General features: G+C 66.9%; 26 protein-coding genes. 10 read left to right on the top strand and 16 right to left on the bottom strand.

Features of this window, described 5'->3' with window-relative positions; all coding sequences use genetic code 11:
- Both J0J10_RS03330 and J0J10_RS03325 read left to right on the top strand, forming a co-directional pair.
- On the top strand, window positions 1-189 hold a 189-nt coding region (locus J0J10_RS03330; protein WP_291645246.1), incomplete at its 5' end, for a UDP binding domain-containing protein.
- 98 nt (window positions 190-287) lie between these two features.
- Entirely contained in the window at window positions 288-1055 is a 768-nt protein-coding gene (locus J0J10_RS03325; RefSeq protein WP_291645244.1) for a DUF2076 domain-containing protein, read from the top strand.
- Between the two features lie 237 nt (window positions 1056-1292).
- Here J0J10_RS03325 and J0J10_RS03320 read toward each other — a convergent pair whose 3' ends face one another.
- The 6 genes from J0J10_RS03320 to J0J10_RS03295 all read right to left on the bottom strand — a co-directional run bounded on the left by J0J10_RS03320 (window position 1293) and on the right by J0J10_RS03295 (window position 6722).
- A complete protein-coding gene (locus J0J10_RS03320; protein WP_291645242.1) occupies window positions 1293-2222 on the bottom strand; it encodes a lipid kinase in 930 nt (309 codons plus the stop codon).
- Window positions 2223-2379: 157 nt separating this feature from the next.
- The gene (locus J0J10_RS03315; protein ID WP_465247148.1) at window positions 2380-3192 is read right to left on the bottom strand and encodes an LssY C-terminal domain-containing protein; all 813 of its coding nucleotides are present in this window, start codon (window positions 3190-3192) and stop codon (window positions 2380-2382) included.
- A 156-nt stretch (window positions 3193-3348) separates the two neighbouring features.
- A complete protein-coding gene (locus J0J10_RS03310; protein WP_291645238.1) occupies window positions 3349-4161 on the bottom strand; it encodes a L,D-transpeptidase in 813 nt (270 codons plus the stop codon).
- A gap of 168 nt (window positions 4162-4329) precedes the next feature.
- The gene (locus J0J10_RS03305; RefSeq protein ID WP_291645236.1) at window positions 4330-4749 is read right to left on the bottom strand and encodes a hypothetical protein; all 420 of its coding nucleotides are present in this window, start codon (window positions 4747-4749) and stop codon (window positions 4330-4332) included.
- Window positions 4746-5177, bottom strand: coding sequence for a T6SS effector amidase Tae4 family protein (locus tag J0J10_RS03300; RefSeq protein WP_291634022.1), 432 nt, complete (start codon window positions 5175-5177; stop codon window positions 4746-4748). The genes J0J10_RS03305 and J0J10_RS03300 overlap by 4 nt, the downstream gene beginning before the upstream one ends.
- Before the next feature lie 90 nt (window positions 5178-5267).
- Complete coding sequence (locus J0J10_RS03295) at window positions 5268-6722, bottom strand: lipopolysaccharide biosynthesis protein (RefSeq protein WP_291645234.1); 1455 nt, start codon at window positions 6720-6722, stop codon at window positions 5268-5270.
- A gap of 194 nt (window positions 6723-6916) precedes the next feature.
- On the opposite strand from J0J10_RS03295, the gene J0J10_RS03290 reads away from it, so the two are divergent.
- The 3 genes from J0J10_RS03290 to J0J10_RS03280 all read left to right on the top strand — a co-directional run bounded on the left by J0J10_RS03290 (window position 6917) and on the right by J0J10_RS03280 (window position 9084).
- Window positions 6917-7681: a sulfite exporter TauE/SafE family protein gene (locus tag J0J10_RS03290; protein WP_291645232.1), complete on the top strand. Its 765-nt coding sequence runs from the start codon at window positions 6917-6919 to the stop codon at window positions 7679-7681.
- A 66-nt stretch (window positions 7682-7747) separates the two neighbouring features.
- On the top strand, window positions 7748-8245 hold the full coding sequence (locus J0J10_RS03285) for a GNAT family N-acetyltransferase (protein ID WP_291645230.1): 498 nt from the start codon (window positions 7748-7750) through the stop codon (window positions 8243-8245).
- Window positions 8242-9084 carry a DMT family transporter gene (locus J0J10_RS03280; protein WP_291645228.1) on the top strand — a complete coding sequence of 281 codons (843 nt, stop codon included), beginning with the start codon at window positions 8242-8244 and terminating at the stop codon, window positions 9082-9084. The genes J0J10_RS03285 and J0J10_RS03280 overlap by 4 nt, the downstream gene beginning before the upstream one ends.
- A gap of 36 nt (window positions 9085-9120) precedes the next feature.
- Here J0J10_RS03280 and J0J10_RS03275 read toward each other — a convergent pair whose 3' ends face one another.
- Together J0J10_RS03275 and J0J10_RS03270 are read right to left on the bottom strand one after the other, a co-directional pair.
- Window positions 9121-9606 carry a PaaI family thioesterase gene (locus J0J10_RS03275; protein ID WP_291645226.1) on the bottom strand — a complete coding sequence of 162 codons (486 nt, stop codon included), beginning with the start codon at window positions 9604-9606 and terminating at the stop codon, window positions 9121-9123.
- A gap of 97 nt (window positions 9607-9703) precedes the next feature.
- Window positions 9704-10159, bottom strand: a complete 456-nt coding sequence (locus J0J10_RS03270) for a MarR family winged helix-turn-helix transcriptional regulator (RefSeq protein ID WP_291645224.1) — start codon at window positions 10157-10159, stop codon at window positions 9704-9706.
- Between the two features lie 310 nt (window positions 10160-10469).
- On the opposite strand from J0J10_RS03270, the gene groES reads away from it, so the two are divergent.
- The 4 genes from groES (at window position 10470) to J0J10_RS03250 (ending at window position 15464) form a co-directional block, all read left to right on the top strand.
- Complete coding sequence (gene groES, locus J0J10_RS03265; RefSeq protein ID WP_291634008.1) at window positions 10470-10757, top strand: co-chaperone GroES; 288 nt, start codon at window positions 10470-10472, stop codon at window positions 10755-10757.
- 47 nt (window positions 10758-10804) lie between these two features.
- Window positions 10805-12442: a chaperonin GroEL gene (gene groL / locus J0J10_RS03260; RefSeq protein WP_291634005.1), complete on the top strand. Its 1638-nt coding sequence runs from the start codon at window positions 10805-10807 to the stop codon at window positions 12440-12442.
- A 318-nt stretch (window positions 12443-12760) separates the two neighbouring features.
- Complete coding sequence (locus J0J10_RS03255; protein WP_291645222.1) at window positions 12761-13030, top strand: DoxX family protein; 270 nt, start codon at window positions 12761-12763, stop codon at window positions 13028-13030.
- 334 nt (window positions 13031-13364) lie between these two features.
- Entirely contained in the window at window positions 13365-15464 is a 2100-nt protein-coding gene (locus J0J10_RS03250; RefSeq protein WP_291634000.1) for an ABC transporter ATP-binding protein/permease, read from the top strand.
- A gap of 364 nt (window positions 15465-15828) precedes the next feature.
- On the opposite strand, the gene J0J10_RS03245 is transcribed toward J0J10_RS03250, so the two are convergent.
- The 8 genes from J0J10_RS03245 to J0J10_RS03210 all read right to left on the bottom strand — a co-directional run bounded on the left by J0J10_RS03245 (window position 15829) and on the right by J0J10_RS03210 (window position 25353).
- Window positions 15829-16302: an META domain-containing protein gene (locus J0J10_RS03245; protein ID WP_291642477.1), complete on the bottom strand. Its 474-nt coding sequence runs from the start codon at window positions 16300-16302 to the stop codon at window positions 15829-15831.
- A gap of 294 nt (window positions 16303-16596) precedes the next feature.
- The gene (hisG, locus tag J0J10_RS03240) at window positions 16597-17571 is read right to left on the bottom strand and encodes an ATP phosphoribosyltransferase (protein ID WP_291645220.1); all 975 of its coding nucleotides are present in this window, start codon (window positions 17569-17571) and stop codon (window positions 16597-16599) included.
- A gap of 41 nt (window positions 17572-17612) precedes the next feature.
- Window positions 17613-18725 carry an ATP phosphoribosyltransferase regulatory subunit gene (locus tag J0J10_RS03235; protein WP_291645218.1) on the bottom strand — a complete coding sequence of 371 codons (1113 nt, stop codon included), beginning with the start codon at window positions 18723-18725 and terminating at the stop codon, window positions 17613-17615.
- 215 nt (window positions 18726-18940) lie between these two features.
- The gene (hisS, locus tag J0J10_RS03230; RefSeq protein WP_291645216.1) at window positions 18941-20575 is read right to left on the bottom strand and encodes a histidine--tRNA ligase; all 1635 of its coding nucleotides are present in this window, start codon (window positions 20573-20575) and stop codon (window positions 18941-18943) included.
- 247 nt (window positions 20576-20822) lie between these two features.
- A complete protein-coding gene (glcF, locus tag J0J10_RS03225) occupies window positions 20823-22193 on the bottom strand; it encodes a glycolate oxidase subunit GlcF (protein ID WP_291645284.1) in 1371 nt (456 codons plus the stop codon).
- Window positions 22194-22316: 123 nt separating this feature from the next.
- The gene (locus tag J0J10_RS03220; RefSeq protein ID WP_291645214.1) at window positions 22317-23504 is read right to left on the bottom strand and encodes an FAD-binding protein; all 1188 of its coding nucleotides are present in this window, start codon (window positions 23502-23504) and stop codon (window positions 22317-22319) included.
- A 69-nt stretch (window positions 23505-23573) separates the two neighbouring features.
- Window positions 23574-23858 (bottom strand): GIY-YIG nuclease family protein, encoded by a 285-nt coding sequence (locus J0J10_RS03215; RefSeq protein ID WP_291645212.1) that lies wholly within the window; start codon window positions 23856-23858, stop codon window positions 23574-23576.
- Between the two features lie 58 nt (window positions 23859-23916).
- Entirely contained in the window at window positions 23917-25353 is a 1437-nt protein-coding gene (locus J0J10_RS03210; RefSeq protein ID WP_291645210.1) for an FAD-linked oxidase C-terminal domain-containing protein, read from the bottom strand.
- A 164-nt stretch (window positions 25354-25517) separates the two neighbouring features.
- Here J0J10_RS03210 and J0J10_RS03205 point away from each other — a divergent pair, with 164 nt between their 5' ends.
- Window positions 25518-26423 carry a LysR family transcriptional regulator gene (locus J0J10_RS03205; RefSeq protein ID WP_291645208.1) on the top strand — a complete coding sequence of 302 codons (906 nt, stop codon included), beginning with the start codon at window positions 25518-25520 and terminating at the stop codon, window positions 26421-26423.
- Window positions 26424-26469 lie beyond the last annotated feature (46 nt).

Raw genomic sequence — 26469 nt, 5'->3', positions numbered from 1 at the left:
GCCTATGCCTGTCTCGAAGGCGCCGACGCCCTGGTGATCGTCACCGAATGGAACGCCTTCCGCGCCCTCGACCTCGACCGGGTCAAGGCGGCGCTGAAGCGGCCCGTCGTCGTCGACCTGCGCAACATCTACCGCTCCAGCGAAATGCGTCAGCGCGGCTTCGAATACGTCAATATCGGAAACGCATGAGCCGAAAATTCCCCAGGGTCGCCTTGATAACGTCATAGGCCTCCCCCACCTCTCGCATGGCCGGGCAGCCGCCCGGCCCAACATGAGAGGAGATGACGATGACGCCGCAGGAACGCGACGTGATCGCCGGGATTTTCGACCGCCTGCGCCAGGCGGCCAACCAGCCCCGCGACCCCGAGGCTGAGAACTTCATCGCCGAGCGGCTGCGCGAACAGCCCTATGCCGCCTATGCGATGGCGCAGTCGATCTATGTCCAGGAACAGGCCCTCGCCAATCTGCAGGCCCAGGCCCAGCAGCTTCAGGCCGAGGTCGAGGCGCTGCGCCGCCAGCCGGCCGCAGCCCCCGCGCCGGCACAGTCGGGCGGCTTCCTGTCCGGGATCTTCGGCGGCGGCGCGAGCCAGCCGGCCCGCAGCGGCTCCGTGCCGTCCTTCCCGCAGCGCGGCGCGCCCCAGCCTGCCGCAGCGCAGCCGGCTTCGCCGCCCTGGGGTTCGCAGCCGGGCCAGCAGGGCATGGCGGCGGCGCCCGCTCCCGGCCCCTGGCAGAGCCAGCAGGCGCAAGCCCCGGCCCGCGGCGGCTTCATGGCGAGCGCCTTGACCACCGCGGCCGGCGTCGCCGGCGGCATGGTCGCCGGCAACCTGCTGATGAACGCCTTCGGCGGCGGCAAGAGCGCGTCATCGGAAGCAAAGCCGGCCGAGGCCAGCACGGCGCAGCAGAACGACACCGCCACGGCAGAGAATGCCCAACCGGCGTCGAACCAGTCCTATGAGGATCCCGGTCACAGCTACCAGGAGCCGAGCTACCAGAACGCCAGCAACGAGGGCTATGATGACGGCTCGAGCGGCTTCGGCGACGACGAATGGGCCTGAGCGGCCGCTTCGTAGTCCCTGGATGAAATCAGCAGACCCGCCCGGCAACGGGCGGGTCTTTCCTTTTAGGCGGACGCATCCGGGCGCCTGATGCGGCGCATGGGGAGAGCGGGCGTTCCGCGGCGCGCTCGGCCGCTTCCGGTGACCCGCGCCGATTGCCGAGCCTGGCGCGACCGACCGAGCTGGCGGAGAGACGCAGCCGACCGCGCCTCCCGCGGCCATTTCGCCTTTTCCCAGCTATCTGTGGAACATGGGCATGCGCATCGGCTCCGCGCGAAGATCGGCCTCGGGCGCAAAAATGGCGACGGCTCCGGGGTGAACCTTGAAATGGGCCGGCGTCGCCGTGACGATCTCGCCATCGGTGTTCACCGGCATCGGCCGCTTGGTCAGGATGTCGAATTCGACGCAGCGCGCGGTGCGCACTTCCTGCCAGGCTCCGTGCGTGCCCGATCTGAACGAGCGCAGCATCAGCGCCAGTTTCCAGAGGTTCCTGAGTTCGAGGCTGTAGAGATCGAGATGGCCGTCATCGATCTCTGCGTCGTCCCGGACGACGTTTCCGCCGCCATAATGCCTGCCGTTGCCGATCGCGATCTGGAAGGTGTCGACCTCGGTCGTCCGGCCCTTCTCAGTGATCGTGGCATGGAAACGCGAGGCCTTCGTCAGCACCTTGGTAGCCGCCAGAGCATAGCCGAGACGCCCGAAGCGCTTCTTCAGCGTCGGATCGAGCCCTTGCGCGAGTTCGCTGCTCAGGCCGATGCTGGCGACGTTGAAGAAGGCGTGGCCATTGACCGTCCCCATGTCGATGCGGCGCGTCTGCCCGGCGGCGATCACCCGAGCCGCGGCGGTCAGATCCATCGGGATCGCGAGGGTCCGGGCCAGGTCGTTCGCCGTTCCCATGGGCATGATGCCAAGCGGCAGGCCGCTTTCCATCACCGCCATCGCGCCGGACGAGATCGAGCCGTCCCCGCCGCAGATGACGATCAGGTCGGCGATGCTGCGCAGACGCACGATGTCGCGCGCGATCTCCGGCAGGGCCTCGAATGTCTCGATCGTGACGTCGATCCCGGCGAGCTCCAATTGCCTGAAGGGACCGTCGAGGGATTCCTGCCCGCGCCGCGCCTTCGGATTGCGTAGAACCAAAGCGCGTTTGCGATCAGCCTGCTTCATCTGCACAGTTCTCGTGGCGGGACAGCCGGGCTCACTTGGGAGCGCGGGCACGCAAATTCAATCGCGCGGGTCGGCAGGCTGGGCACATTGCTGCTTCAGATCGTGGAGCCGGGCGCACGCCGGCGGCAGAGATCAGCGTTCGATCCGCGAACCGGGATCACTTGGCGAGCGCATCGCCGACGCCGTGCCAGATCTGGTCCTTCAGCGCGATCAGCGGCGGCGCTGGAATGGTCTCAGGCGGTTCGGTGCGCCTCACGCCGTCGGCCACCAAAGTGGCGATGTGGATCTCGCCATCGGTGTAATAGGGATCGCCTTCGCCATTGCGGCCGAACAGGGTCGGCCCCACCCCGGAGATCTGGAAGACGTTCCGGACCATGCCGGCCTTGCCGAGGTCCTGCATCAGCAGGTCTCGCTCGGCGTCGATGTCGGGCGCGATGTGGTGCGTCACCTGGCCGGTATCGTGGCTGAAGCCGACGCCCCGGTCGAAGGTGACCGAGCCAAGCCAGACCGGGCGGCCATCATTCCCCTTTTCGAGGACCATCCAGAAACGCACATGGTGCCGGCGATCCGCGCTGGTGCCCTCGGGCTTTTCGAAGGCGAGCTGCTCCTTCTTGCCCTCATAGTAGAGCGGGCTGACCGGTGCATCGCGATAGGGCCGGTCGAGCACCACGCTGCCGACGATCTCGATGCTGGTCCGCAAGGTGATCGGGTCGGCCGGATACCAGCCTGCGGCATGCATGGCGCGCAGAGCGTCGTCCTTGCTGCCGACGAAGCCGACATTGAGCGCATCACCCGGAATGCCGCTCGCGGTGCGCGTCACCATGGGCATGGCGGCGAGACCGGGTTCGCGCTCGTAATGTCGCCACAGGAGCGGCAATAGCAGATAGGCCAGCAACAGGTAGCCGGCGAGCGCACCCGCCAGGACGATCCACCAGCGTCGCCTGCGCGTGATCTGTCCCATTTCCGGCATCGGCTCGATGGCAATTGCGGCGTTACGCAGCCCCGCCGAGGGAACACGCTGCCTGCTCAGGCTAATCTCCGGCGAAGTGCGCCGTCTATTGTCTCTTGGTGCTCCCGTCCAAGCGTGCCCGCGATCAGCAGGCACGGCTTTCGAGAGAGGCCGGCCTCAGATCACCAGCACCTTGGCGCCGACACGGACCCGGCCATAGAGATCGACCACATCGTCATTGGTCATCCGGATACAGCCGGAGGAGACCGCCTGGCCGATGGTGTTCGGCTCGTTGGTGCCGTGGATCCGATAGAGCGAAGAGCCGAGATAGAGCGCGCGGGCGCCCATCGGGTTGTCCGGCCCGCCGTTCATGAAGCGCGGCAGGTCGGGACGGCGCTTCAGCATCTCGGCCGGCGGGGTCCAGCTCGGCCATTCCGCCTTGCGGCTGACCGTCTTCATGCCCGCCCAGGAGAAGCCGGGGCGGCCGACACCGATGCCATAGCGCAGAGCCCGGCCGCCGGGCTGGACCAGGAAAAGGAAACGGCGCGGCGTGTCGATGATGATGGTGCCGGGCTTGTGCGGGCCGTCATAGGCGACTTCCTGCTTCTGGAAACGCGGATCGACGACGCGCTCGATCGGCCGCTCGGCCGGCATGGGCTGGCCGAGGGCTGCACTGCGGCGCTCCCGGCGCGGCTCCAGCGGATCGCCATAGACGGGCACCGCCGGTTCATAGTCGGAAAGCCGGCGGGTCGGCTGCTGGCCATAGGCGCTACGGGGCGGACGGTTGTAGACCGCGCCGCCCCTGCCATAATCGGTGGGGTCGCGCCCGGTCATCATCATCTCGATGAAGCCGCCGCCATATTGGCCGCTGCTGCGGGGAGCCGCCACCGTCGGATCGGCCGGCCGCCAATAGGTCTGAGCCTGCGCCTGGCCGGCGCTATGGACCAACCCTCCGAGCAAGGCGAGGGAAACGAGACGGATCGGACGCATGACGCAACTCTCTCGACACAATCTGCGAGGGAGCCTGGACAAGGCCTTGCAACGAATGATGAATCGTTGACTCCAACAGGCCGGAACGGCGTTGAAAGCAGGCAGTTCCGCGTATTAACCTTAGCATTCGGCAAGGGAACGCGGTGAATCAATCCTTGCTTCGGCGCATCAGAAAAGCCCGATGAACATCTTCTCGTCCCAGCGGAACGGCGGACAGGCGGCGACCTTCTCCAGCCCCGGCGACAGCGCCACGGCCTCCCCGTCGAACGCCACCCCGCGAATGGTCGTGAGGCAGCCGCCTCGGGCCGGGTCGGGCGTCGAATGCTCGATCAGGGCGAGGCGGCGGCTCCCCATCAGATGATAGCGGACCGCGCCGCCGGGCTCCCTGTGAAAGGCGCAAGGGAAGGGAATGCCGACCGCGAGTTCCTCGCGGCCATTCTTGCCGGCCCAGGTCAAAACGCAGCGATCCCCCCTTGCTGCGAGTGCGGCGCTCTCGGCCGGGGGCATGACGGGCAGCGCCCCCGCAGCCTGCGCCAGAGCTCCACCGGTCAGCAACGAGAAGGCCAGGACGAGACCCGCAGTGTTCATTTCAGTTCCCAGAACCAGATCTGCTTCGCCTTGTTCTGCGGATCGCTGTAGGATTTGGTGAAGCCGGTATGCCAGAGATCGATATGGTCGCCGACCTGCCGCGTCTCTCCGGCCCGCACGAAGCAATCCTTGAAGAAAATGATCCCCTTCTTCTCCGCCAGGAGCAGTTTGGCCTTTGCCGGGTCATTGTAGACCTTCGGCGGACCGATCTTCCGGTACAGCCAGTTCGCCAGCGACTCGGCGCCCCGTGCATGCCCGTGCGAGCATTTCGGCTCGGAATAGGAGCCCTTGCTCACGGTGAGCGTCTTCTCCGCGTTCAGCGTCAGGCTCATTCTGATGGCGCATTCGTTGGCGAGCCCGTCAGAACAATGCCTGACCTCGGGATCCGGATAGCTCGCCCAGAGGTTGAGAAAGCTTGGCTTGGCCATCGGCAGCCTCCCCCAAACCGCGGCAGGATCGCGGGGACGGCCGTGTTCGTCAACTCGTGCGTTCGGACACCGGAGTCCGGGGAAAACTCGTCACGGCCCGTCGGTCCCGACCGCCGCGCCGCGGCGCATCTTGCGCGTGAGGAACCAGAGCTTCAGCAATGTGCGGCAGCGGGCGATGTCGAAGGCCAGCACCAGCCCGCAATAGACCAGTGCGCCGATCGTCCCTTGCAGGAGAAGCTCGAATACCGGAGGGAACCGGCCGGACAGCGGCGCGACACAGGCCGCCATCGCGGCAAGCGCGACGAGGATCAGCCCGATATCGCGTCCTGAAGGCCAGACCGGCAGCGCCCGCAATGCCGCCCAGCCGGTAATGGCGAGCACCACGACGAAGCCGGCCGTCTGGCCGAGCGCGAAACGCTCCGGTCCGAGCAGCTCCCCTGCCCCCAAGACGAGGACGAGATTGACCGCCAGCCCGAAGCCGGCCGCGAGCGTCGCCATGCCGGTGCGCTTGCCGAGCAGGAAGACCGGATAGAGCCCGGCGACGAAGATCGTCAACGCCAGGAAACCCGGCAGCAGCTGCACCATATAGGCCGAGAAATGGCCGTGGAAATTCGCGGGGACGAGCAGCTTCTCGAAGGCCGGCAGCACCAGGAACAGCCCGAGCGCGACCGGCAGCGCCACCATCAGCACGATGACCAGATTGGCGGCGATACGCTTCTGCGCGGCGCGCCGGCCCTTGGTCTCGTCGAGGCGCAGGACCTCGCGCAGCAGGACGATCTCCAGCGTCGCACCCAGCGTGCCGAACAGGCGCAAGCCCATATCGGCGGCGAGCGAGAAATAGCCGGCTTCGGCAAAGCCATGGGCGTCGGCGAGCAGCGTGCGATTGATCAGCGGGATCAGCGAGTAGATCGCGTTCGCCCCGACCAGCGGCAGCGCATAGACGGCGAAGTTCCAGGCGAGGTCACGCCGCGCCGCCGACCAGGCGAGTGGCCGGTCGGCGAGCTGCCGGCGCACCGCCAGCAGCGCCGCCATGACGCTGATCACGCCACCGAACATCACGACGGTGGCGTCGCGCATCCACCAGGCACCGCCGACCATCAGCAGCAGCGCCAGCACGTTCTTGACGATGATCAACCGGGCATAGGCGGCGTCGAGGAAGCGGGCGCGCGCGATCGCACCGTGATAGTCGAACAGTCCGGCGCAGATGCCGCCAGCGACCGAGGCCGCGACCAGCATCGCCGGGAGCTTGAAATCGATGCCGACGACAAAGGCCGCGATCAGCAGGCCGGCCAGCGCGATCGTCATTCCGGCGGCGAGAACGTCGAGCGTCGCGCGGATCTCAGGCTGCGTCTCGCGGGTCTTCAGGGAATAGAAGCGGACGGCCGAAAGCCGGATCCAGTCGAGCAGCGCCGTGTTGAGCAGCACGATCAGCGCTGCGCCGATGGCGTAGCGTCCGAACTCGGCCGGCCCGAGGAAATAGGCGATCAGCAGGCCGAGAGCGAAGTTCAGCCCGGAATTGATCACGAAGGGCAGAAGGACGGTCATGGCGCCATTGCGAAGGGCTGAGTCGACTCAACATCGGGTGCGCAGCGGCGCGCTCTTCCCGCCTAGAGCATGTTCCGCCAAAGTGGAAACCCCTTTTGCGGCCGGCACAGGCTCAAGACATTGATTTGACGTGCTTTCCGACGCGAAATTGAATCCGCGGGCCACGCCGGCCGCAATGAGGACGACGAAGCCCGATGCCGAGCGACCCGCTGTTCTACCTCGTCGGCTGGGTGACGACGCTACTGATCGCGATCGGCAAGGGGGCCTTCGGCGGCGGGCTCGCCATTCTCGGCGTGCCGCTGCTCGCCCTCGTCGTCGAGCCGCTGCAGGGCGCGATCATCGTAGCCTTGCTGGTCGCCGGGATGGATTTGTTCGCGTTCCGCGCCTTCGGCGTCGCGACCTGGTCCAAGCCCGATCTCGCCTGGCTCCTGCCCGGGCTCGCCCTCGGAATCGGCATCGGCTACGCCGTCTTCCTGATGGTCGACGCCCGGATCGTCACCCTGGTCATCGGCCTGACCACGCTGAGCTTCACCGCGCACTGGTTTTTGCGCGGACGCCTCGCGCCTCCCGGAAGCCTGCCGGTCTCCCCGGTGCTGGCCCTGGCCGCCAGCACCACCTCCGGCTTCACCACCTTCGTCGCCCATGCCGGCGGGCCGCCGGTGGCAATGTACCTGCTGGCGCGCGGCCTCTCGAAGACCAGCTTCGTCGGCACCACCATCGCGCTCTTCATGCTCGGCAACCTGCTCAAGCTACCGCCCTACCTTTCGCTGGCGCTGAAGCAGCCCGGGCTGCTCTGGGCGGCGCTCGCCCTCGCACCGGCGGCACCTCTCGGCGTCTGGCTCGGGCGCTGGCTGCATGATCGGCTCGACCAGAAAAGGCTGTTCTTCGCCTGCTATCTGCTGCTCGCCGCCGCGGCGCTGAAGCTGACGGCAGACGCCGCCCTGGCGCTGCTGCGATAGGAGCATGGCAGGCGAGCGAGAGCACCATCTTTGCAGCCGAGCCGATTGGCCCTAAGCGCTTGGAGCATGAGCCTTCCGCCGCTTCGCGACGCCATCGACGCCGATTCCGAACGCCTCGCCGCGCTGGTCGCCGCGAGCTTCGCCGAATATCCCGGCTGCCTGTTCCACTGGCCGGAATTTCCGGAGCTGCGCCATCCCGCCCGCCATTTCGCCGGCAAGGGCGGGCGGCTCTGGGTCGCCGAGGGGAGTGACGGCCGCATCGTCGGCTCGATCGGCGTCGCCCCCGTGCCGGAGCAAAACGCGGCCGAGCTGACCAAGGTCTATGTCGATCCGGATTATCGCGGCGCCGGCCTCGCGCAGGCGCTGTTCGCCCGCGCGCTCGCCTTCGCCAGGGACAGGGGCTGCGCCGAGATGATGCTCTGGTCCGATACCCGCTTCGCCCGCGGCCACCGCTTCTACGAGAAGCTCGGCTTCGTGCGCTGGCCCGGCGAGCGCTACCTCGCCGACATCTCGGCGACCTGGGAATACCATTTCCGCAAGCCGCTGGCCGACATCCAGCCATGACCCCCGGCACTGCGCTGCGCGCCATCCTCGGCATTGCCCTGCTGACGCTGATGGATGTGGTGATCAAGGCGCAGATGCAGCAGCACCCGTTCATCGTGGCGCTGTTCATGCGTTTCGCCATGGGCGGAATCTGCGCGCTCACCGTCGTCGCGTCGCTGCGTCCGCCCGCTCCGACGCGGGCGAGCGTGATCGGCAACAGCCTGCGCGTCCCGGTCGTGGTCCTGACCGCCGGGAGCTTCTTCTACTCGATTGCGACGCTGCCCCTGGCGGAAGCGCTGACGCTGTCCTTCCTGGCGCCGGTCTTCGTCGCGCTGCTCGGCGCGCTGATCCTCAAGGAGCGGCTGGATGCGCGCATCCTGCAGGCGCTGGGCTTCGGCCTCGCCGGCATGCTGGTGATGGTCTGGCCGCGCCTGCAGGGTGGCATCACCGGCGCGGAGCTCGGCGTCGCCGCAGCACTGTTCTCGGCCGTGTCCTACGCCTTCAACCTGATCCTGCTGCGCCGGATCGCGCTGAAGGAGCATCCGGCGATCATCGTGCTGTTCCAGAATGCCGGGCCGGCGCTCTGCCTCGTCATCCCGGCCGCGTTCCATTTCGTGCCGATGAGCGGTGGGGATCTGGCGGCCTATCTCCTCGCCGGGGCGCTCGGCGTCGGCGGCCATCTCCTGCTCACTTCGGCCTTCGCCCGGGCACCGGCATCGCGGCTGGCGCCGATCGAGTACACGGCACTGGTCTGGGCGAGCCTGCTCGGCTGGGTCGTTTTCGCGGAGGTGCCGCCGCTCACGACCTATGCCGGTGCGCTGCTCATCGTCGCCGGCGCCTTCGCTATCAGCAGGCGCTAGATCGCCGCACGCCCGACCGGACGCTCAGGCGACGCCTCAGCCGCCAGCGGCGCCCTGCGCAGCGAAAATCAGGCAGGTCTCGGTGCCATGGGCCAGCAGTTTTCCGCGCGCGTCGAGCAGCCGTCCCTCGGTGGTCGCGATCGTGCCGCCGCGATGGATCAGCCGGCCCTCACAGCGGACCTCGCCACTCTCCGGCATCACCGGGCGGACATAGTTGAGCTTCATCTCGAGCGTGGTGTAGCCCTCGCCGACCTTCAGCGTCGAATGGGCGGCGCAGGCCATGGCGGAATCGAGGATCGTCGCGGTCCAGCCGCCATGGATCGTCCCAAGCGGGTTGAAGAAGCGGGGCGAGGGCTTTCCGACGAAGACCACCCTGCCCTCATCGACCTCGGCGAGCTCGAAATCCATGGCGTCGGCGAACGGCGCCCCCGGATGCCTGCCCTCCATCATGCCGCGCAGGAAACAGGCGCCATCCTCCGCGAGCAGGACATCACGACTGACGACACCGACAGTGCGGGACATGGGCAAGGCCTCGATCGATTTCGTGTAGATACACGTTATGAAGGAAGGCGCGGCCCGGTCAAGCGCTGCCGCTAGCGCGCGTGGCCTTCCCTCCGGCTCAGGTCGCCTGACGGGCGGCGCGGCGGACGGCCTTCAGCGCATCGCGGGTCTCGACCCAGCGCTCGTGCCCGAGCCCGCCCTCGATGCGGTCCTGCGCCGCGCGCCAATAAGGAATCGCCGCCTCGATCGCCGCACGCCCCTTGTCGGTGACCGCATAGACCAGCGCCCGCCCCTTGCGGTCGACAGGCTCGATCAGCTGCTCGGCCGCCAGCAATTGCAGATTGCGGGTGAGCGAGGTCCGCTCCAGCGCAAAGCGGTCGGCAAGCTCGGTCACCGAACGCCAGGCACCGGTCGAGAGCGCCGAGAGCAGGACGAACTGAGTGATCTTCAACCCGCTCGGCCGCATCGCCTCATCATAGGCACGCGTGACCGCGCGAGCCGTCATGCGGATATGCAGCACGACGCAGGAGCGTGCGATCTCGTCGAGGCGCGGGTCGGGAACGGGCGTAATCATCGCGGCAGGATAGTTCATTGCGCGGAAAAGTGGGAACCGGATTTTGGCAGGCGCGGCAACTCTAAACTTATAGAAACGATCACGTTTTCCGCGCCCGGCCTGCCGCTCCGGCATGCGGCACGAACGCGCGAACCGGCAGGCATGAGCGACGCATTCACCTTTTGCGCGGAGGCTTCCTTGACTCGGGAAAGGGGCGCGCCTATCTCCGCCCTGCCCGTTAGCACTCACGTTAGGAGACTGCTAACAGGCACCCCCACGGGCCAGCCCAGCGTGCGCCCGCCCAGATTTTGATCGAGAGGAAGACAGAACCATGAAGTTCCGTCCGCTGCATGACCGCGTTGTGGTCCGTCGCCTTGATAGCGAAGAGAAGACCAAGGGCGGCATCATCATCCCCGACACCGCCAAGGAAAAGCCCCAGGAGGGCGAGATCGTCGCCGTCGGCCCGGGCGCTCGTGACGAGGCCGGCAAGCTCGTTGCCCTCGATGTCAAGAAGGGCGATCGCGTCCTTTTCGGCAAGTGGAGCGGCACCGAGGTCAAGATCGACGGCCAGGACCTTCTGATCATGAAGGAATCCGACATCATGGGTATCGTCGGCTGATCAGCCTGAAGACCGCCCTTCCGTAAAGTTCAATCAGGAGTAGTCTCATGGCTGCCAAGGAAGTCAAATTCTCCACGGATGCCCGCGACCGCATGCTGCGCGGCGTTGAAATCCTCGCCAACGCCGTCAAGGTGACGCTCGGCCCGAAGGGCCGCAACGTCGTGATCGACAAGTCGTTCGGCGCTCCGCGCATCACCAAGGACGGCGTCACCGTCGCCAAGGAAGTCGAGCTCGCCGACAAGTTCGAGAACATGGGCGCCCAGATGGTGCGCGAAGTGGCCTCGAAGCAGAACGACGCCGCCGGTGACGGCACCACCACCGCGACCGTTCTGGCCGCCGCCATCGTCCGCGAGGGCACCAAGGCGGTTGCCGCCGGCATGAACCCGATGGACCTGAAGCGCGGCATCGACCTCGCCGTCGACGCCATCGTCTCGGACCTGAAGAAGAACTCGAAGAAGGTCACCTCGAACGCGGAAGTCGCGCAGGTCGGCACGATCTCGGCGAACGGCGACGAGTCGGTCGGCAAGATGATCTCGACCGCCATGCAGAAGGTCGGCAACGAGGGTGTCATCACCGTCGAGGAAGCCAAGACCGCCGAGACCGAGCTCGACGTCGTCGAGGGCATGCAGTTCGACCGTGGCTATCTCTCGCCCTACTTCATCACCAATGCCGAGAAGATGGTCGCCGAGCTCGAGGACCCCTACATCCTCGTGTTCGAGAAGAAGCTGTCGTCGCTCCAGGCGATGCTGCCGATCCTCGAGGCCGTCGTGCAGACCGGCAAGCCGCTCCTGATCATCGCCGAGGACGTGGAAGGTGAGGCTCTCGCCACCCTCGTCGTCAACAAGCTCCGTGGCGGCCTGAAGGTCGCGGCCGTCAAGGCTCCGGGCTTCGGCGACCGCCGCAAGGCCATGCTCGAGGACATCTCGATCCTGACCGCCGGCCAGATGATCTCGGAAGACCTCGGCATCAAGCTCGAGACCGTGACGCTCAACATGCTCGGCCGCGCCAAGAAGGTGCGCATCGAGAAGGAGAACACCACGATCATCGACGGCGCCGGCAAGAAGAAGGACATCGAGGCCCGCGTCTCGCAGATCAAGGCCCAGATCGAGGAGACCTCCTCGGACTACGACCGCGAGAAGCTCCAGGAGCGTCTGGCCAAGCTCGCCGGCGGCGTCGCGGTGATCCGCGTCGGCGGCGCGACCGAGGTCGAGGTCAAGGAGAAGAAGGACCGCGTCGACGACGCCCTGAACGCGACCCGCGCGGCCGTGGAAGAGGGCATCCTGCCGGGCGGCGGCGTCGCCCTGCTGCGTGCGCTCGCTTCGGTCAAGTCGCTCAAGACCCAGAACGACGACCAGAAGACCGGCGTCGAGATCGTCCGCAAGGCGATCACCGCTCCGGCCAAGCAGATCGTCGACAACGCTGGCGATGACGGCGCGGTCGTGGTCGGCAAGCTGCTGGAGTCGAAGGACTACGCCTACGGCTACAATGCCCAGACCGGCGAGTTCGGCGACATGGTCAAGGCCGGCATCATCGACCCGACCAAGGTCGTGCGCACGGCGATCCAGGACGCGGCTTCGATCGCCGGCCTGCTGATCACCACCGAGGCGATGATCGCCGAGCTTCCGAAGAAGGAAGCCCCGATGCCCCCGATGGGCGGCGGCGGCATGGGCGGCATGGACTTCTGAGGAAGTCCATACGCCCGAAGGCCTTGAGTGCCGAAACCGGGCAAGCCCGGTTTCGGTGGCGGCATGGACTTCTGAGGAAGTCCGAGCCCTCAAGCTCAATAATGACGGAAGGCCCGGCGCAAGCCGGGCCTTTTTCGTCTTCGGCTCCCCGTCATTCCGGCGCTCTGCTGTGCTGCGGCCGGAATGACGGCGCTCGGTCAGCACCCTCCGCCTTGCACCAGCGCAAGATCGACCGGACTTGCGTAGACTTTGGTTGTAGGTCTTAGTCGGCATAGGTGCGGCATCCTGCCGCGCCCCGATCCCTGCCGAGGCCAAGCCATGCTGAACAACCCAGCACTTTCAGACGCCGCCAAGCTCGTCGGCCGCATCCTGCTCGCCCTGATGTTCGTCCTGGGCGGCTGGTCCAAGATCTCCGGCTACGCCGGGACACAAACATACATGGCTTCGGCGGGTGTCCCCGGCCTACTGCTGCCGCTGGTGATCATCGTCGAGCTGATCGGCGGGTTGATGATCGTCATCGGGTTCAAGACGCGGCTGGTGGCGCTCGCGCTTTTCGGCTTCACCATCGCCGCTTCGGTGCCCACATGAACTGGGCCGCGCCGATGCAACAATTGCTGTTCATGAAGAATCTCGGCATCGCCGGCGGCTTCCTCCTGCTCGTCGCGGCCGGCGCCGGCTCCTATTCGGTCGACAGGGACTGAGCCGGAGGCCGCCCGGCTGAGCCGGGCGCGCGAGGCCCTCGCGCCCGCGACGCTGCTTGCACCCGCATCACCACCGCCGGCCCGAAGGCACGGAGCCGGATCACGATCCCGGAAAAATCCGGGCTCGGCCTTGAGTCCGGCCTTTTTTGTCGGCACGGCTGCTCTACAACAGCCATTCAGACTGGCGCGTCGTCGCGCCGATTCCCGACAAGGACCCATTCATGCGCTTGTTGAGTTTCGCTGTCGCCGGCCTCGCCCTGATCGCGCTGATCGTCGGACAGCAAAGCGGCAGCCCCGGCATGCTCGGAATGGGCGTGGTCGGCGTATTGCTGACCGCAGCGACCTGGCGCTCGGCCGGAATCAGCTATTTCCTCAAGATCTTCTCCGGCATCTTCGGCACCGAATACGTGATCTTCGGCGCCGGCGCGGTGCTCGCCCAGATCGGCTGGTGGCCGCAGGCCTGGGCCGCCGCGGCCCCGCCGACGAGCCTGGGCACCACCGTCGCGGTGTTCGGCATCCTGATCTACGCGATCTCCTTCGTGCCGGTGGTGCGGCGCATCGCCAACCTCGCCTCGCCCTATTTCCTGGCGCAGGACCCGAGCAGCATGAATTTGGGGCCGCTCGGCCGCTATCCGATGAAGCTCGGCCATTTCGCCGTGGCTGCGGTCGTCTTCCTGATCGTGCTCAACCAGGCGCAGGTCGGCATCTCGCTGCGGATCAACTTCTTCTATCGCGACTTCTACAACGCGCTGCAGGAGAAGAACGCGCCGGTCTTCTGGGACCAGCTCATCAACGTCTTCGGCGTCTGGGCCGCGATTTCGGTGATCAGCGTGCTGATCGAGACCGTGGCCAATTCGGTGCTGCTGATCCGCTGGCGCGAATGGATGGCGGCCGAATACAACCGGCGCTGGCTGCAGAACGGCAATCACTACCGTATCTCGCTCGCCGGTACCGCCGACAACCCGGACCAGCGCATCTCGGAAGACACCCGCTCCTTCCTCAACCAGACCTACGCCTTCTCGCTGACCCTGATCACCCAGGTCTCCACGCTGGTCTCGTTCTCGATCATCCTGTGGTCGATCCCGGTCGCGATAACGGTGCCGGGCACGGACATCGTCATCCCCGGCTTCATCTTCTGGGCGACGCTGATCTATGCGGCGGTCGCGACCTGGATCACCCATCTGATCGGCAAGCCGCTGATCGGGCTCGAATTCGAGCAGGAGCGGCGCGAGGCGAATTTCCGCTTCTCTCTCGCCCGCCTGCGCGAGTATTCCGAGCAGATCGCGCTGATGCGCGGCGAGACCGCCGAGCGCCGCCATCTCGGCGAGACCTTCGGCGGCATCGTCACCAATTTCTACAACCTGCTCTGGCGCAGGCTGAAGCTGACGACCTTCACCCTGTCCTACAACCAGGCGAACGTCGTCATCCCTTTCCTGCTGCTGGCGCCGTATTACTTCGCCGGCGCGATCGCTTTCGGCGTGCTGACCCAGGTCTCGTCGGCCTTCGGCCGGGTCGAGACGGCGATGTCCTTCTTCATCAACAGCTATCAGTCGATCGCCTCCTATCTCGCCTCGATCAACCGCCTCACCACCTTCGAGACCGCGATCGCGCAGGCCGAGGCCCAGGCGGCCGGCGCCGCCGGCGCCAATATCGAGATCGACGAGCAGCCGGGCCCCGATGCCCGGGTCAGGGACCTGACCCTGAACCTGCCGAACGGCTCGCCGATCGTGACGGTCCCCGAGCTCACGCTGCCTTCCGGCCGCTCGACGCTGGTGATCGGCCCCTCCGGCTCCGGCAAGTCGACGCTGTTCCGGGCGCTCTCGGGCATCTGGCCGTTCGGCAAGGGCCAGGTCGAGACTCCCGCCAACACCCGCATGCTGCTCCTGCCGCAGCGGCCCTATCTGCCGCAGGGCACGCTGCGCGCCGTGATCGCCTATCCGGCCGAGCCGGATGCCTTCAGCGATGCCGAACTGCGCGCCGCGATGGAGAAGGTGAAGCTCGGCCATCTCACCGAGCGCCTCGACGAGGTCGACCTCTGGAGCCAACGCCTCTCGGGCGGCGAGCAGCAGCGCCTGGCGGTGGCGCGCGCGCTGCTCGCCAAGCCGGACTGGCTTTTCCTCGACGAGGCCACCGCCTCGCTCGACGAGAAGCTCGAAGGCGAGATCTACGCGATGATCCGGCGCGAACTGCCGCAGACCAGCGTGGTCTCGATCGGCCATCGCTCGACCTTGCGCGAGATGCACGAGGAGCTGATCGCGATGGAGCGCAACCCCGACGGCACGCACAGCCCGCGCGTCAGAGCGATGGAGCCGGCTGCCTAACCGATATTCCCGCTTTCACCGTCATTCCGGCCGGACCCGAGGGCTCCGGCCGGAACGATGTTTCGATCGGCGCGAGACTGCTCCGCGTACTCCTGGCCAGGACGTCGAATCCGTCCGTCCAACCAGCCCGATACTTCCGAACAAAATCGCCGCGCCTCCGATCGGAAGCGCGGCGATCCGGAAACTGTCGATTTCAGGCGGAAGCGAAGCGGCTTTCCGCGAGCAGGCCGAACGACCTATAGCATCGGACCGAAAAGTGGACTCCGATTTTCGGAAAACTCCGATGCGATAACAATGAGATAGATCACCGTGACCGCGTCCGAGCCGACGCGCGGCGCTCCAGCCGCCGAAAGACCAGCGCGCCTCAGATACCGCGATCGAAGCGGATTTCGCCGGAGGCGGTCTTCAGGACGAGCCGCCCCTCGACCAGGTCCCATTGCCGGGCGCCGCGCAGCGCCAGCAGGAAGCTGCGCTCGAAATCCATCACCGCCTTGTCGCAGGCGCGCTTGGTCACCGCGACCGGCCCGACGGCAAAGCCCTGCTGGCGCAACGGATAGGCCGAGGCCGAATAGGTGTTGCAGCCGGAGAAGCCGGTGCCGCGCAGATTGGCGTCGACCTTCAGCGTGATCCGCCGGTCGTTGAGCGGCTTGCCGTTGAACTGGACCGCCGTCCAGGACGCATCGAGCGGGAAGTTCTTCTCCTGCTTGGGCGGCGGCGCCGGCTGTCCTTGGTCCGGAATCTGCGAGGGGCGCTGACGGCCCTGCGCGAGGGCGTCACCGGCCAGAGCCGGCAACAGGGAAAAGGCGATGGCGGCCGCAAGGCCGAGGCGCGACTGCATGCTCAACTGGTCCAAACCCCGGATTGGAAATAGCGCGACGGGCAAAGGTTCATTCCAATTGTCACCACTGCACCGAGAAAGCGGGCGAAGGCAAGCCTCGATCGCTCCCTGAACAAAGTCAGCCGCAGCAAAAAACCGGCGCCACGGCAACTTCGGCGCCATCGATACATCCGCTGGCGCCACAGCCGCGTAGCCCGAGAATGCGACGGGATTCCGGCACCCGCGCGGAGCTCCAGCCAAAACAGCGACATATGCCGAGGCCACCTCACGGCGAAAAGCGGCCGTTTCTTCCGGTCAGATCCGCGCCTGAAGCCGCTCGATCAGCGGATTGGTGCGGCGGAAAACGTAGTCGAGCGCGCGCACGGTAATGTCGTCGGCACCGGCGCGGGTCAGTTCCTCGACCAGCGGAAACACAGCCTTCTTCGGACAATGCAGGGTCACGACGCCGTCTTCGCCGCCGGCGCCGAAAGGCAGGCGGGCGCCGAGGCGCTGGGCGATCTCGCCGAGGCGCTGCGGCGAGACCGCATGCAGCACGGCGCGGACCTCGCGCAGCGAGCGCGCTTCCTCCTCGGCGGCGATCCGGCCGAGAATGGCGGCCGCGGCATTGCGAGCCCGCTCGCCCCAGGACGCCCGGACCGAGGCGACGAGATTGGCCTCCGACGCCAGCATGACGCCGTCGTCGAGCACCTTCAGCGCGTTGGCGACGAGTGTCGAGCCGGTCGTGGTGATGTCGACGACGATCTCGGCCGTACCGGCGGCCGGCGCGCCCTCTGTCGCGCCGAGGCTCTCGACGATGCGGTAATCGGCGAGGCCGTGGCTGGCGAAGAAGCGTCGCGTCAGGTTGACGTATTTTGTAGCGACGCGGAGCTTATTGCCGGTGCGGGCCCGCATGGTCGCGGCGACATCGTCGAGATCGGCCATGGTGCGGACATCGATCCAGGCCTGCGGCACGGCGACGACGACATTGGCATTGCCGAAGCCGAGCGGGGTCAGCAGTTCGATCGCCGCATCGGCATCGGAGACCTGCTCTCGGATCAGGTCCTCGCCGGTGATTCCGAGATGGACGGCGCCCGAGGCGAGCTGCGATACGATCTCGGAAGCCGAGAGGAAGGCGACCTCGGCCCCTTCCAGCCCGGCGATGGCGCCGCGATATTCGCGCGAGCCGCGCGCCTGCACGAAGGACAGTCCGGCCCGGCCGAAGAAGGCCGTGGCGTTCTCCTGCAACCGGCCCTTGGACGGCACGGCCAGGACGAGCGGGGCATCATTCATGTTGTTTTCCGCCGCGCTCATGTCGGGGTTTCCCGCTCCGCTCATGCCGTCGCTCCCGCCAGCCGGTCGAGCCAGATCGAGGCGCCGACCGCCGCGACAGGCTCCGGCGCGCCGAGGCGCTGCAGCACGCCGTCATAGCGGCCGCCGCCGGCGATCGGCTTCAGCTCGGGCCTTGCCGGATCGTGCAGCTCGAAGATGAAGCCGGTATAATAGTCGAGATTGCGGGCAAAGGCGGCCGAGAAGCCGATATTGCCGACATCGACGCCGCGCGCCGCCAGGAAACCGGTGCGTTCGTCGAAGACGTCGAGCGCCGCGGCGAGATCGAGCCCCGCCTCGCTCGCCAGCTTGCGCCAGGCGGCCGAGGCGCTGTCGGGATCCCCGCTGATCGCCAGCGCGCGGCCGAGCAGCGCCCTCGCCTCGTCGCTGACCGGGTTGTCGCGCTCGGCGGCACGGGCCAGAAAACGCTCGGCGATGTCACCCGCCGAGCGGCCGCCGACGGTCGAGATGCCGGCGATCGAGAGCACGTCCTCGACGAATGCCCGGGCAGCCTTGGGGTCCTGCCCTTCCAGCGCCTTGAGCAGCCCGGCATGGGTCGCTTCGGTCGCGGCTGCCGGCGCGTCGAGCGCCGAGACGGCATCGGCGCCCTTGCCCTGGGCGACGGCGCGCATCAGGCGGCGGCGAGCCGCCTGCGGCACGCCAAGCCCGTCGAGCAAAGCGGCGAGCAAAGCGACATCCCCCATCAGCAGGCGTGGCTGGGCGAGCCCGAGCGCCGCGACGGCTTCAACGGCGAGCGCCATGATCTCGGCATCGGCGGCGGCGACGTCCCCGCGGCCGAAGGATTCGATCCCGGCCTGGGCGAACTCGCCAGGCTCGTTGGAGCGCATCCGGAAGACCGGGCCGGCATAGGCGTAGGAGGCCGGCTCGGTGGATCGGGCGGCGATATGGGCGAGCGCGACGGGGATCGTATATTCCGGCCGCAGGCACCATTCGCGACCGTCGAGATCCTGCGTCAGGAAGATGCGGCGGCGGATATCCTCGCCGGACAGGTCGAGGAAGGGCTCGGCAGGCTGCAGGATCGCGGGTTCGGCGCGGGCATAGCCCTCGCGCTCGAACAGCGCGATCACGGTGTCGATGCTGGCACGGGTCGCGGTCACGGCATTGGTCCTGTTGCGGCGCCGTCCTAGCAGGGACGAACCGGATTTTCGACGGTTTTTAGGGAATTGGGTTAGCGGGAATCGCTTCGCCTGCTATCCGTCTCCGTCATGCTCGCCCTTGTGGCGAGCATCCACGTCCTGAATACCGTCCTCGATCAAGGAAGACGTGGATGGTCGGGACAAGCCCGACCATGACGAAATGGCGCGCTCTCAGGTCAAGCCCGTGCATGACGGAGGAGCACCTTCCTCACCCCTTCGACCAGCTCGGCCGCCGGCACGGAAAACTGCGCTTCCGCCTGCCTGGCCTTGTGCTCGGCGGAATCCTTGACCTCACGGCCGGCGGCGGCGAGCTCGGCACCGAGGATCAGGTCCTTGATGACGACCGTGCCGGCCTCGCGCTCCGAAGAACCCTGGATCACCGCGCAGACGGCGCCGCGCCGGTCGGCATATTTCATCTGGGCGTTGAAGCCGGAAGCACCGAGATAGAGATCGGCCCGCAGCAGCGGCTTGCCGTCCGCATCCTTCGCCTGCCGGAGCTGCGAGACAAAAGCCTGATAGGCCGGCATGAACTCCGGCGACTTGTTGTCCATGGCGGTGACGACGACCAGCGGCAGCTCGTTCTTCTGGTCGACGATCGGCGACTTCACCGCCTTCAGCGCCGAATAGAGCCGGGAGACGCCGATCGAGAAGCCGGTCGCCGGCACAGGCTCGGGCCGGAAGCGACCGACGAGACCGTCATAGCGCCCACCACCCGCGACCGAGCCGAAGCGCACGACCTGACCGTCCTCATTGGTCACCGGGAAGGTCAGCTCCACCTCGTAGACCGGGCCGGTATAGTATTCGAGGCCGCGCACGACCGAGGGGTCGATGCGGACACGACCAGGGCCATAATCCGAAGCGCGAAGTAGCTTCGCGATCTGCTCCAGTTCTTCGACACCTTCCAACCCTCTCGCTGAACCGGCGACAGCGTCGCGCGCGAACGAAAGAGTCATCTCATCCGACGGCCAGGTCTCCTCGCCTGGGAAATCGCCCGCCGGTGCCGGTTCCCCTCTACGCTTGGACGCCTCAACCAAATCCGGTGTGCTCTCGCGAAAGCCGATCTGCCCACTCAAAAGAAGGATACGGCTGGCCTGTTCATCGTTCAGCCCTGCGCCCTTGGTAAAATCACCGCTCTCGTCCTTGCGGCCCTCGCCGAGTAGCAGGCGCACGCCTTCCGGCCCAAACTTGTCGAGCTTGTCGATGGCGCGCAGCACGGTAAGCCGGCGGCCGGCATTCTCCTCGCCGCCAAGGCCGATCGCCTCCATCACCCCGTCCAACACCTTGCGGTTGTTGACCTTGACGACATAGTCGCCGCGCTTAATGCCGAGCCGCTCCATCGTGTCGGCGGCGAGCATGCAGATCTCGGCATCGGCCGCGACCGTGCCGGAGCCGACGATGTCGGCGTCGAACTGCATGAACTGGCGGAAGCGTCCCGGCCCCGGCTTCTCGTTGCGGAAGACATAGCCGGCGCGATAGCTGCGATAAGGTTTTGGCAGCGCGTCGAAATTCTCGGCGACATAGCGGGCGAGCGGCGCCGTCAGATCATAGCGCAGCGAGAGCCACTGCTCGTCATCGTCCTGGAAGGAGAAGACGCCCTCGTTCGGCCGGTCCTGATCCGGCAGGAACTTGCCGAGCGCATCGGTATATTCGACGAAGGGCGTTTCGACAGGATCGAAGCCATAGAGCGAGAAGCTCTCGCGGATGACGGACAGCATGCGCTCGGTGGCGGCGACATCGGCCGGGCCACGGTCGACGAAACCACGCGGCTGGCGGGCTTTCAGCTTGCTGGAGGCGGTCTTGTCAGCGGACATGGCTGCGGAACTCGAAAATGGCGCAATCAACTGATGGTTGACTGGCGGGTTAGACCGTGAGGGCGCCGGGGGCAAGCCTTCGCGGCCACCACGCGAAGGTTGTCATTCCGGGGCGCAGCAAAGCAGCGAACCCGGAACCCACGATTGGGCACACCTTTCGTCAAGCCGGGCTCGAAACGTCTCACCCGGTCGTGGGTTCCGGATTCCTGCCTGCGGCAGGCTCCGGAATGACGGGGAGACGGCGAACTCACTCCGCCGCGACCAGGGCCTCCGCCGCCGGCGCCTCTCCGATCCCGGCCTGCGCCAGCTTAGCTGGCACCGGTCCGCCGGTCGCCCAGTCGAGCAGCTCGGCGGTGTGCACGACCGGCGTCGTCGCGCCCTTGTCGGCGAAGCCCTTGGCCAGCTGGGTCATGCAGCCGATATTGCCGGTGGCGACGAGATCGGGCCGGGTGCGGCCGATATTGCCGATCTTGCGCTCGCGCAATTGTCCGGCGATCTCCGGCTGGAGGATGTTGTAGACGCCGGCCGAGCCGCAGCAGATATGGCCCTCCGGCACTTCCTTGACCCTGAAGCCGGCGCGCGAAAGCAGGCGCTTCGGCCCGTCCTTGAGCTGCTGGCCGTGCTGCATCGAGCAGGCGGAGTGATAGGCGACCGTGAGGTCGAAGCCGCGCACCGGCGCGATCTCCAGCGTCTCGACGAATTCGGTGACGTCCTTGGCCAGGGCCGAAACCTTGGCCGCCTTCTCGGCATAGGCTGGTTCGTTCCGGAACATGAAGCCGTAGTCCTTGATCGTCGTGCCGCAGCCCGAGGCGGTGATCAGGATGGCGTCGAGCCCCTCGCCGTCGATCTCGGCCGTCCAGGCGTCGATATTGGCGCGGGCGAAGGCGAGCGCGTCATGCTCGCGGCCCATATGGTGGACAAGCGCTCCGCAGCAGCCCTCTCCCTTCGGCAGCACGACCTCGACGCCATGGCGGGTCAGCAGGCGGATCGTCGCCTCGTTGATGCCGGGGTCGAGCACCGGCTGGGCACAGCCGGAGAGGATGGCGACGCGCCGCTTGCGCTCGCCATTGGCCGGGAAGCTTTGCGGGCCTTCCATCGCCGAGCGGCTCGGCAGGCTCCAGGGCGCCAGCGCCAGCATCGCCTTCAGCGAGGCGCCGAGATGCGGCAGCGCGCCGAGCGCCCCGGCAAAGGGCTTGCCGAGCCGGGCGGCGAGCATGGCGAGGCGGAAGCGGCCGGGATAGGGCAGGATCGCCGCCAGCAGGCGCCTGAGCGCCCGGTCATGCCAGGGGCGCTGATAGGTTTCCTCGATATGGGCACGGGCATGGTCGACGAGGTGCATGTAGTGCACGCCCGAGGGGCAGGTCGTCATGCAGGACAGGCAGGAAAGGCAGCGGTCGATATGCTTGACCACCTCCGCCGTCGCCGGCCGCTCGTTCTCGAGCATGTCCTTGATCTGGTAGATGCGCCCGCGCGGCGAATCGAGCTCGTCGCCGAGCAAGAGGTAGGTCGGGCAGGTCGCGGTGCAGAAACCGCAATGCACGCAGCTGCGCAGGATCTTCTCCGAGGCCTGCAGGCGCGGATCGGAGGCGAGATGCTCGGGGGTAAATTTGGTCTGCATGATCTCGTCCGTGTCGCCCTGTACGTCATGGTCGAGCCTGTCCCGACCATCCACGTCTTTCCTTCGATCCGCGCCGCAAGACGTGGATGCTCGGCACAAGGCCGAGCATGACGGAAACGACGGTCAAATCCCCGCATACATCCGGCCGGGCTCGAACACGCCCTCCGGATCGAAGCTCTTCTTGATGCCCGCCGTCACCCGCATCAGCGGTTCGGCGAGCGGTTCGAAGACCGGCACGACGGCGCGCACCGCATCGGGCGCCCGCACCAGCGTGGCATGGCCGCCGAGCGGCTTCGTCGCGGCGCGGATCGCGGCGGCGCCGGCATCGCCCGCCGCCGGAACCGCAAGCCAGACCAACCCGCCGCCCCAATCGTAGAACCAGCGCGCCTGTGGAATGGCGCGGGCGATGGCGGCGGTCGCCCTTGGGCCATTGCTCGGAGCCAGTGACAGCCGCCAGACGGCCTCGTCGCTGCCAGCGAAGAAAGCGGCGTCGCGGACCTCGCGCCAGAGCGCGTCCGAGCCGCGCCCTTCGATCAGCTCGGGCCGGCCATGGGACTTGAGCAGGCGCGCGAGCTCGGCGGCGCGATAGCCGATCGAGGCGGAGAAATTCTCCAGCCTGATCAGGGTGCGCGCATCCTCGGCGCCGATCCCGGCCGGCAGATGCGCCGCGGCCATCGGCTCGAAGGGCGAGCCGAGCGCCGCGGAGAGCAGCGCAACCGCCGCCTCGTCGGAAAGGCCCTCCCAGATCAGCGTGACGACGCGCTCCGGCCGCGGCAGGACGCGGAAAGTCACCTCGGTCAGGAAACCGAGCGTGCCGAAGCTGCCGGCGACGAGCTTCACCAGATCGAGACCGGTGACGTTCTTCATCACCCGCCCACCGGACTTCACCAGCTCGCCGCGGCCATTGATCAGCCTGATGCCGATCAGCGAGTCACGAGCGGCGCCGGCATTGATCCGGCGCGAGCCGGAGATGTTGCCGGCCGCGATCGCGCCGATCGTCGGCTCTCCCTCGCTGCCCAGCAAGGCGCGATGGTCCATCGGCTCGAAAGGCAGCATCTGGCCGCGCTCTGCCAGAGTCTGCTCGATCAGCTTCAGCGGCGTGCCGGATTTGGCCCCGATCACCATTTCGGCGGGTTCATAGAGGGTGATGCCGGAGAGCCCGGCGCTGGAAAGCGTGCTGACGGCGTTGTCCGGCCGCCCCAGGCCGGAGCGCGTGCCGCCACCGCGGATGGCGAGTGGGATGCGCGCCTCGACGATCGAGGCGACGACGGCGCAGGCCTGTGCCTCGGTGGTGGGAGTGTGGAGCATCACGCGCCCACCGCTGTCATTCCGGGGCTTCGCTTCGCGAAGCACCCGGAACCCACGACTGGGTATCGTCGGTCAGGACAGCCCTTCATAGAAATCCTTCCATTCCGGATTCATGTCTTCGATGAGCTTGACCTTCCAGGCTCTGCGCCATTTCTTCAGGACCTTCTCCCGGTCGATCGCATCCCTGACATCCTCGAACTGCTCGTACCAGACCAGCCCATCGACCCCGTAGCGGCTCGTGAATCCGATGTTCCGTTTCGATTTGTGCTCATAGGCACGTCTCGCCAGATCGTTGGTGATGCCCAGGTAGAGCGTACCGCTTCGTTTGCTAGCCATGAGGTAGACGAAATACGCCATCCGCTCACCCGGTCGTGGGTTCCGGGTTCTCGCTATGCGAGCCCCGGAATGACAAAGCTCACGCGGCGATCCGACCTTCGAGCGGAAAAACCTTGGCCGGGTTGAGCAGCCAGCGCGGGTCGAACACCGCCCTTACCCGCTGCTGCTGATGCAGGTCCACCTCGTTGAACTGGACGGTCATCAGGTCGCGCTTCTCGATGCCGACGCCATGCTCGCCGGTCAGGCAGCCGCCGACCTCGACGCAGAGCTTGAGGATGTCGTTGCCGGCATCCTCGGCCTTCTGCGCCTCGACCGGGTCGTTGCAGTTGTAGAGGATCAGCGGGTGGAGATTGCCGTCGCCGGCATGGAAGACGTTGGCGACGCGCAGGCCGTAACCCTTGATGATCTCGTCCATGCGGCGCAACACGAAGGGCAATTGCCCAGTCGGGATGGTGCCGTCCATGCAGATATAGTCGGCGATCCGCCCGGTGGCGCCGAAGGCCGATTTGCGGCCCTTCCAGATCGCCGCCGTCTCCATCGCCGACTTGCTCTCCTTGACCGTCTTGACGCCGTGCTCCCTGGCGATGGCGACGATACGGGCGAGCTGGGCGTCCATCTCGGCCTCCGAGCCCTCGACCTCGATGATCAGCAGCGCCTCGACATCCATCGGATAGCCGGCCTTGGCGAAGGCCTCGCAGATCTCGATCGCCGGCTTGTCCATGAATTCCATCGCGACCGGGATGATGCCGGCGCCGATGATGGCGGCAACCGCCGCGCCCGCCTCCTCGCTGCTCGGGAAGCCGAAGAGCACCGGGCGGGCGCCCTCGGCCGAGCGCAGGATGCGCACCGTCGCCTCGGTGACGATGCCGAGCTGCCCCTCGGAGCCGATGATCAGGCCGAGCAGGTCGAGCCCCGGCGCATCGAGATGGGCGCCGCCGATTTCGACGATACTGCCGTCCAGCATCACTAACGTGACGCCGAGCACATTGTTGGTGGTGACGCCGTATTTCAGGCAATGCGCCCCGCCGGAATTCATGCCGATATTGCCACCGATCGAGCAGGCGAGCTGCGAGGACGGGTCGGGCGCGTAGAAGAAGCCATCGGCCGAGACCGCGCCGGTGACGGCGAGATTAGTGACGCCGGCCTGCACCTTGGCGACGCGGTTGGCGTAGTCGATCTCGAGAATGCGGTTCATCTTGGAGACGCCGATCACCACCGCGTCCTCCTGCGGGATGGCGCCGCCGGCGAGCGAGGTTCCGGCGCCGCGCGGCACGACCGGCACGCCCTGCTCGCCGCAATAGCGCAGCACGGCGGCAACCTCCTGAGTGGTCGAGGGCAGCACAACGGCGAGCGGCATGCGGCGATAGGCGGTCAGCGCGTCGGTTTCATAGGGCCGGCGCTCATCCTCGGTGGTGATCAGGGCCTCGGGCGCGACGAGCCGGGCGAGACCGGCGAGAATCTGCTCGCGGCGAGCGAGGATATCGGCATCCGGCGCCGGAAAAGCGATGGCACTCATGGTCGATCCTTCTTCGTCCTCTCCAACCCCATCTCGAGGCGCCGCAGATCGGCGCCTCGAAGGGTGCGGGCTGAGCCGACCTTGCGACTCTAGAACAATTCTCGGGTTGTTGCAGCGAGAGTAACGTGCATGATTATTTCCGAAATGGAAAAAATGGAGGCTGTGTGGATCGGTTCGGCGACCTCGACGTTTTCGCCCACGTCGTCACCGCCAAGAGCATGTCGGCGGCCGGGCGCGAGCTCAGCCTGTCGCCGGCGGTGATCTCGAAGCGGATCCGCCGGCTCGAGGAGCGGCTCGGCGTGCGCCTGCTGCAGCGGACCACGCGGCAACTCTCGCTGACCGAGGCCGGCCAGGGCTTCTATGAGCGGGTCGTCGCGATCCTCGGCTCGATCGAGGAGGCGGAAGCCTGGGTGGCGAGCGGTGTCGGCCAGGCGCGCGGCACATTGCGCGTCTCGGCGCCGACCTCGTTCGGGCGGCTGCATGTCGCGCCGCATCTCAAGCCCTTCCTCGACGCCAATCCGATGGTCAATGTCGACCTGATCCTGACCGATGCCTTCGTCGACATCATCGGCGAGGGCTTCGACCTCGCGGTGCGGATCGCCGATCTCGGCGATTCCAGCCTGGTCGCGAAGCGGCTGGCGCCGAACCACCGCATCCTCTGCGCGACGCCGGCCTATCTCTCCGCCCATGGCCGTCCGGCGACGATCGAGGACCTCCAGAGCCATACGCTGATCGCCCATAATGCCGATCAATGGCGGCTCGACGGGCCGGAAGGGCCGGTCACGGTGCGCGTCACCGGGCAGTTGCGCACCAATTCCAGCGAGGTCGTGCGCGAGGCGCTGCTCGCCGGCGTCGGCATCGCCCTGCGCTCGACCTGGGATGTCGGGCCGGAGCTGAAATCAGGCTCGTTGACCAGGGTTCTGCCGGCCTATTCGGTCGGCAAGCGCGTCGCCGTCTACGCGGTCTATCCGAGCCGCCGCCACATGGAGCAGAAGGTCAGGGCCTTCGTCGATTTCCTGGCTGAACTCTACGGCGCGACGCCGTATTGGGACGAGGGCCTCGAACTGTAGAAGCCGCTTGCGCCGAACCGCGACCGCCCTGCATGATCGCCGCGAA

This window comes from Allobosea sp. (assembly GCF_017308075.1).
In the GTDB taxonomy this organism is placed as follows: domain Bacteria; phylum Pseudomonadota; class Alphaproteobacteria; order Rhizobiales; family Beijerinckiaceae; genus Allobosea.
Note: the sequence above shows the minus strand (reverse complement) of the source record. Positions and strands in the feature narration are given on the sequence as shown.

Bases quoted from the DNA above. Each gene is read 5' to 3' on its own strand.
- J0J10_RS03250 (WP_291634000.1), top strand. From the start codon at position 13,365: ATGCGCTTGTTGAGTTTCGCTGTCGCCGGCCTCGCCCTGATCGCGCTG.
- hisS (WP_291645216.1), bottom strand. From the start codon at position 20,575: ATGTCCGCTGACAAGACCGCCTCCAGCAAGCTGAAAGCCCGCCAGCCG.
- J0J10_RS03285 (WP_291645230.1), top strand. From the start codon at position 7,748: ATGAGCCTTCCGCCGCTTCGCGACGCCATCGACGCCGATTCCGAACGC.
- glcF (WP_291645284.1), bottom strand. From the start codon at position 22,193: ATGCAGACCAAATTTACCCCCGAGCATCTCGCCTCCGATCCGCGCCTG.
- J0J10_RS03215 (WP_291645212.1), bottom strand. From the start codon at position 23,858: ATGGCGTATTTCGTCTACCTCATGGCTAGCAAACGAAGCGGTACGCTC.
- J0J10_RS03315 (WP_465247148.1), bottom strand. From the start codon at position 3,192: ATGCCGGAAATGGGACAGATCACGCGCAGGCGACGCTGGTGGATCGTC.
- J0J10_RS03280 (WP_291645228.1), top strand. From the start codon at position 8,242: ATGACCCCCGGCACTGCGCTGCGCGCCATCCTCGGCATTGCCCTGCTG.
- J0J10_RS03270 (WP_291645224.1), bottom strand. From the start codon at position 10,159: ATGATTACGCCCGTTCCCGACCCGCGCCTCGACGAGATCGCACGCTCC.
- J0J10_RS03245 (WP_291642477.1), bottom strand. From the start codon at position 16,302: ATGCAGTCGCGCCTCGGCCTTGCGGCCGCCATCGCCTTTTCCCTGTTG.
- groES (WP_291634008.1), top strand. From the start codon at position 10,470: ATGAAGTTCCGTCCGCTGCATGACCGCGTTGTGGTCCGTCGCCTTGAT.
- J0J10_RS03310 (WP_291645238.1), bottom strand. From the start codon at position 4,161: ATGCGTCCGATCCGTCTCGTTTCCCTCGCCTTGCTCGGAGGGTTGGTC.
- hisG (WP_291645220.1), bottom strand. From the start codon at position 17,571: ATGAATGATGCCCCGCTCGTCCTGGCCGTGCCGTCCAAGGGCCGGTTG.
- J0J10_RS03255 (WP_291645222.1), top strand. From the start codon at position 12,761: ATGCTGAACAACCCAGCACTTTCAGACGCCGCCAAGCTCGTCGGCCGC.
- J0J10_RS03320 (WP_291645242.1), bottom strand. From the start codon at position 2,222: ATGAAGCAGGCTGATCGCAAACGCGCTTTGGTTCTACGCAATCCGAAG.
- J0J10_RS03305 (WP_291645236.1), bottom strand. From the start codon at position 4,749: ATGAACACTGCGGGTCTCGTCCTGGCCTTCTCGTTGCTGACCGGTGGA.
- J0J10_RS03300 (WP_291634022.1), bottom strand. From the start codon at position 5,177: ATGGCCAAGCCAAGCTTTCTCAACCTCTGGGCGAGCTATCCGGATCCC.
- J0J10_RS03275 (WP_291645226.1), bottom strand. From the start codon at position 9,606: ATGTCCCGCACTGTCGGTGTCGTCAGTCGTGATGTCCTGCTCGCGGAG.
- J0J10_RS03210 (WP_291645210.1), bottom strand. From the start codon at position 25,353: ATGAGTGCCATCGCTTTTCCGGCGCCGGATGCCGATATCCTCGCTCGC.
- groL (WP_291634005.1), top strand. From the start codon at position 10,805: ATGGCTGCCAAGGAAGTCAAATTCTCCACGGATGCCCGCGACCGCATG.
- J0J10_RS03325 (WP_291645244.1), top strand. From the start codon at position 288: ATGACGCCGCAGGAACGCGACGTGATCGCCGGGATTTTCGACCGCCTG.
- J0J10_RS03295 (WP_291645234.1), bottom strand. From the start codon at position 6,722: ATGACCGTCCTTCTGCCCTTCGTGATCAATTCCGGGCTGAACTTCGCT.
- J0J10_RS03290 (WP_291645232.1), top strand. From the start codon at position 6,917: ATGCCGAGCGACCCGCTGTTCTACCTCGTCGGCTGGGTGACGACGCTA.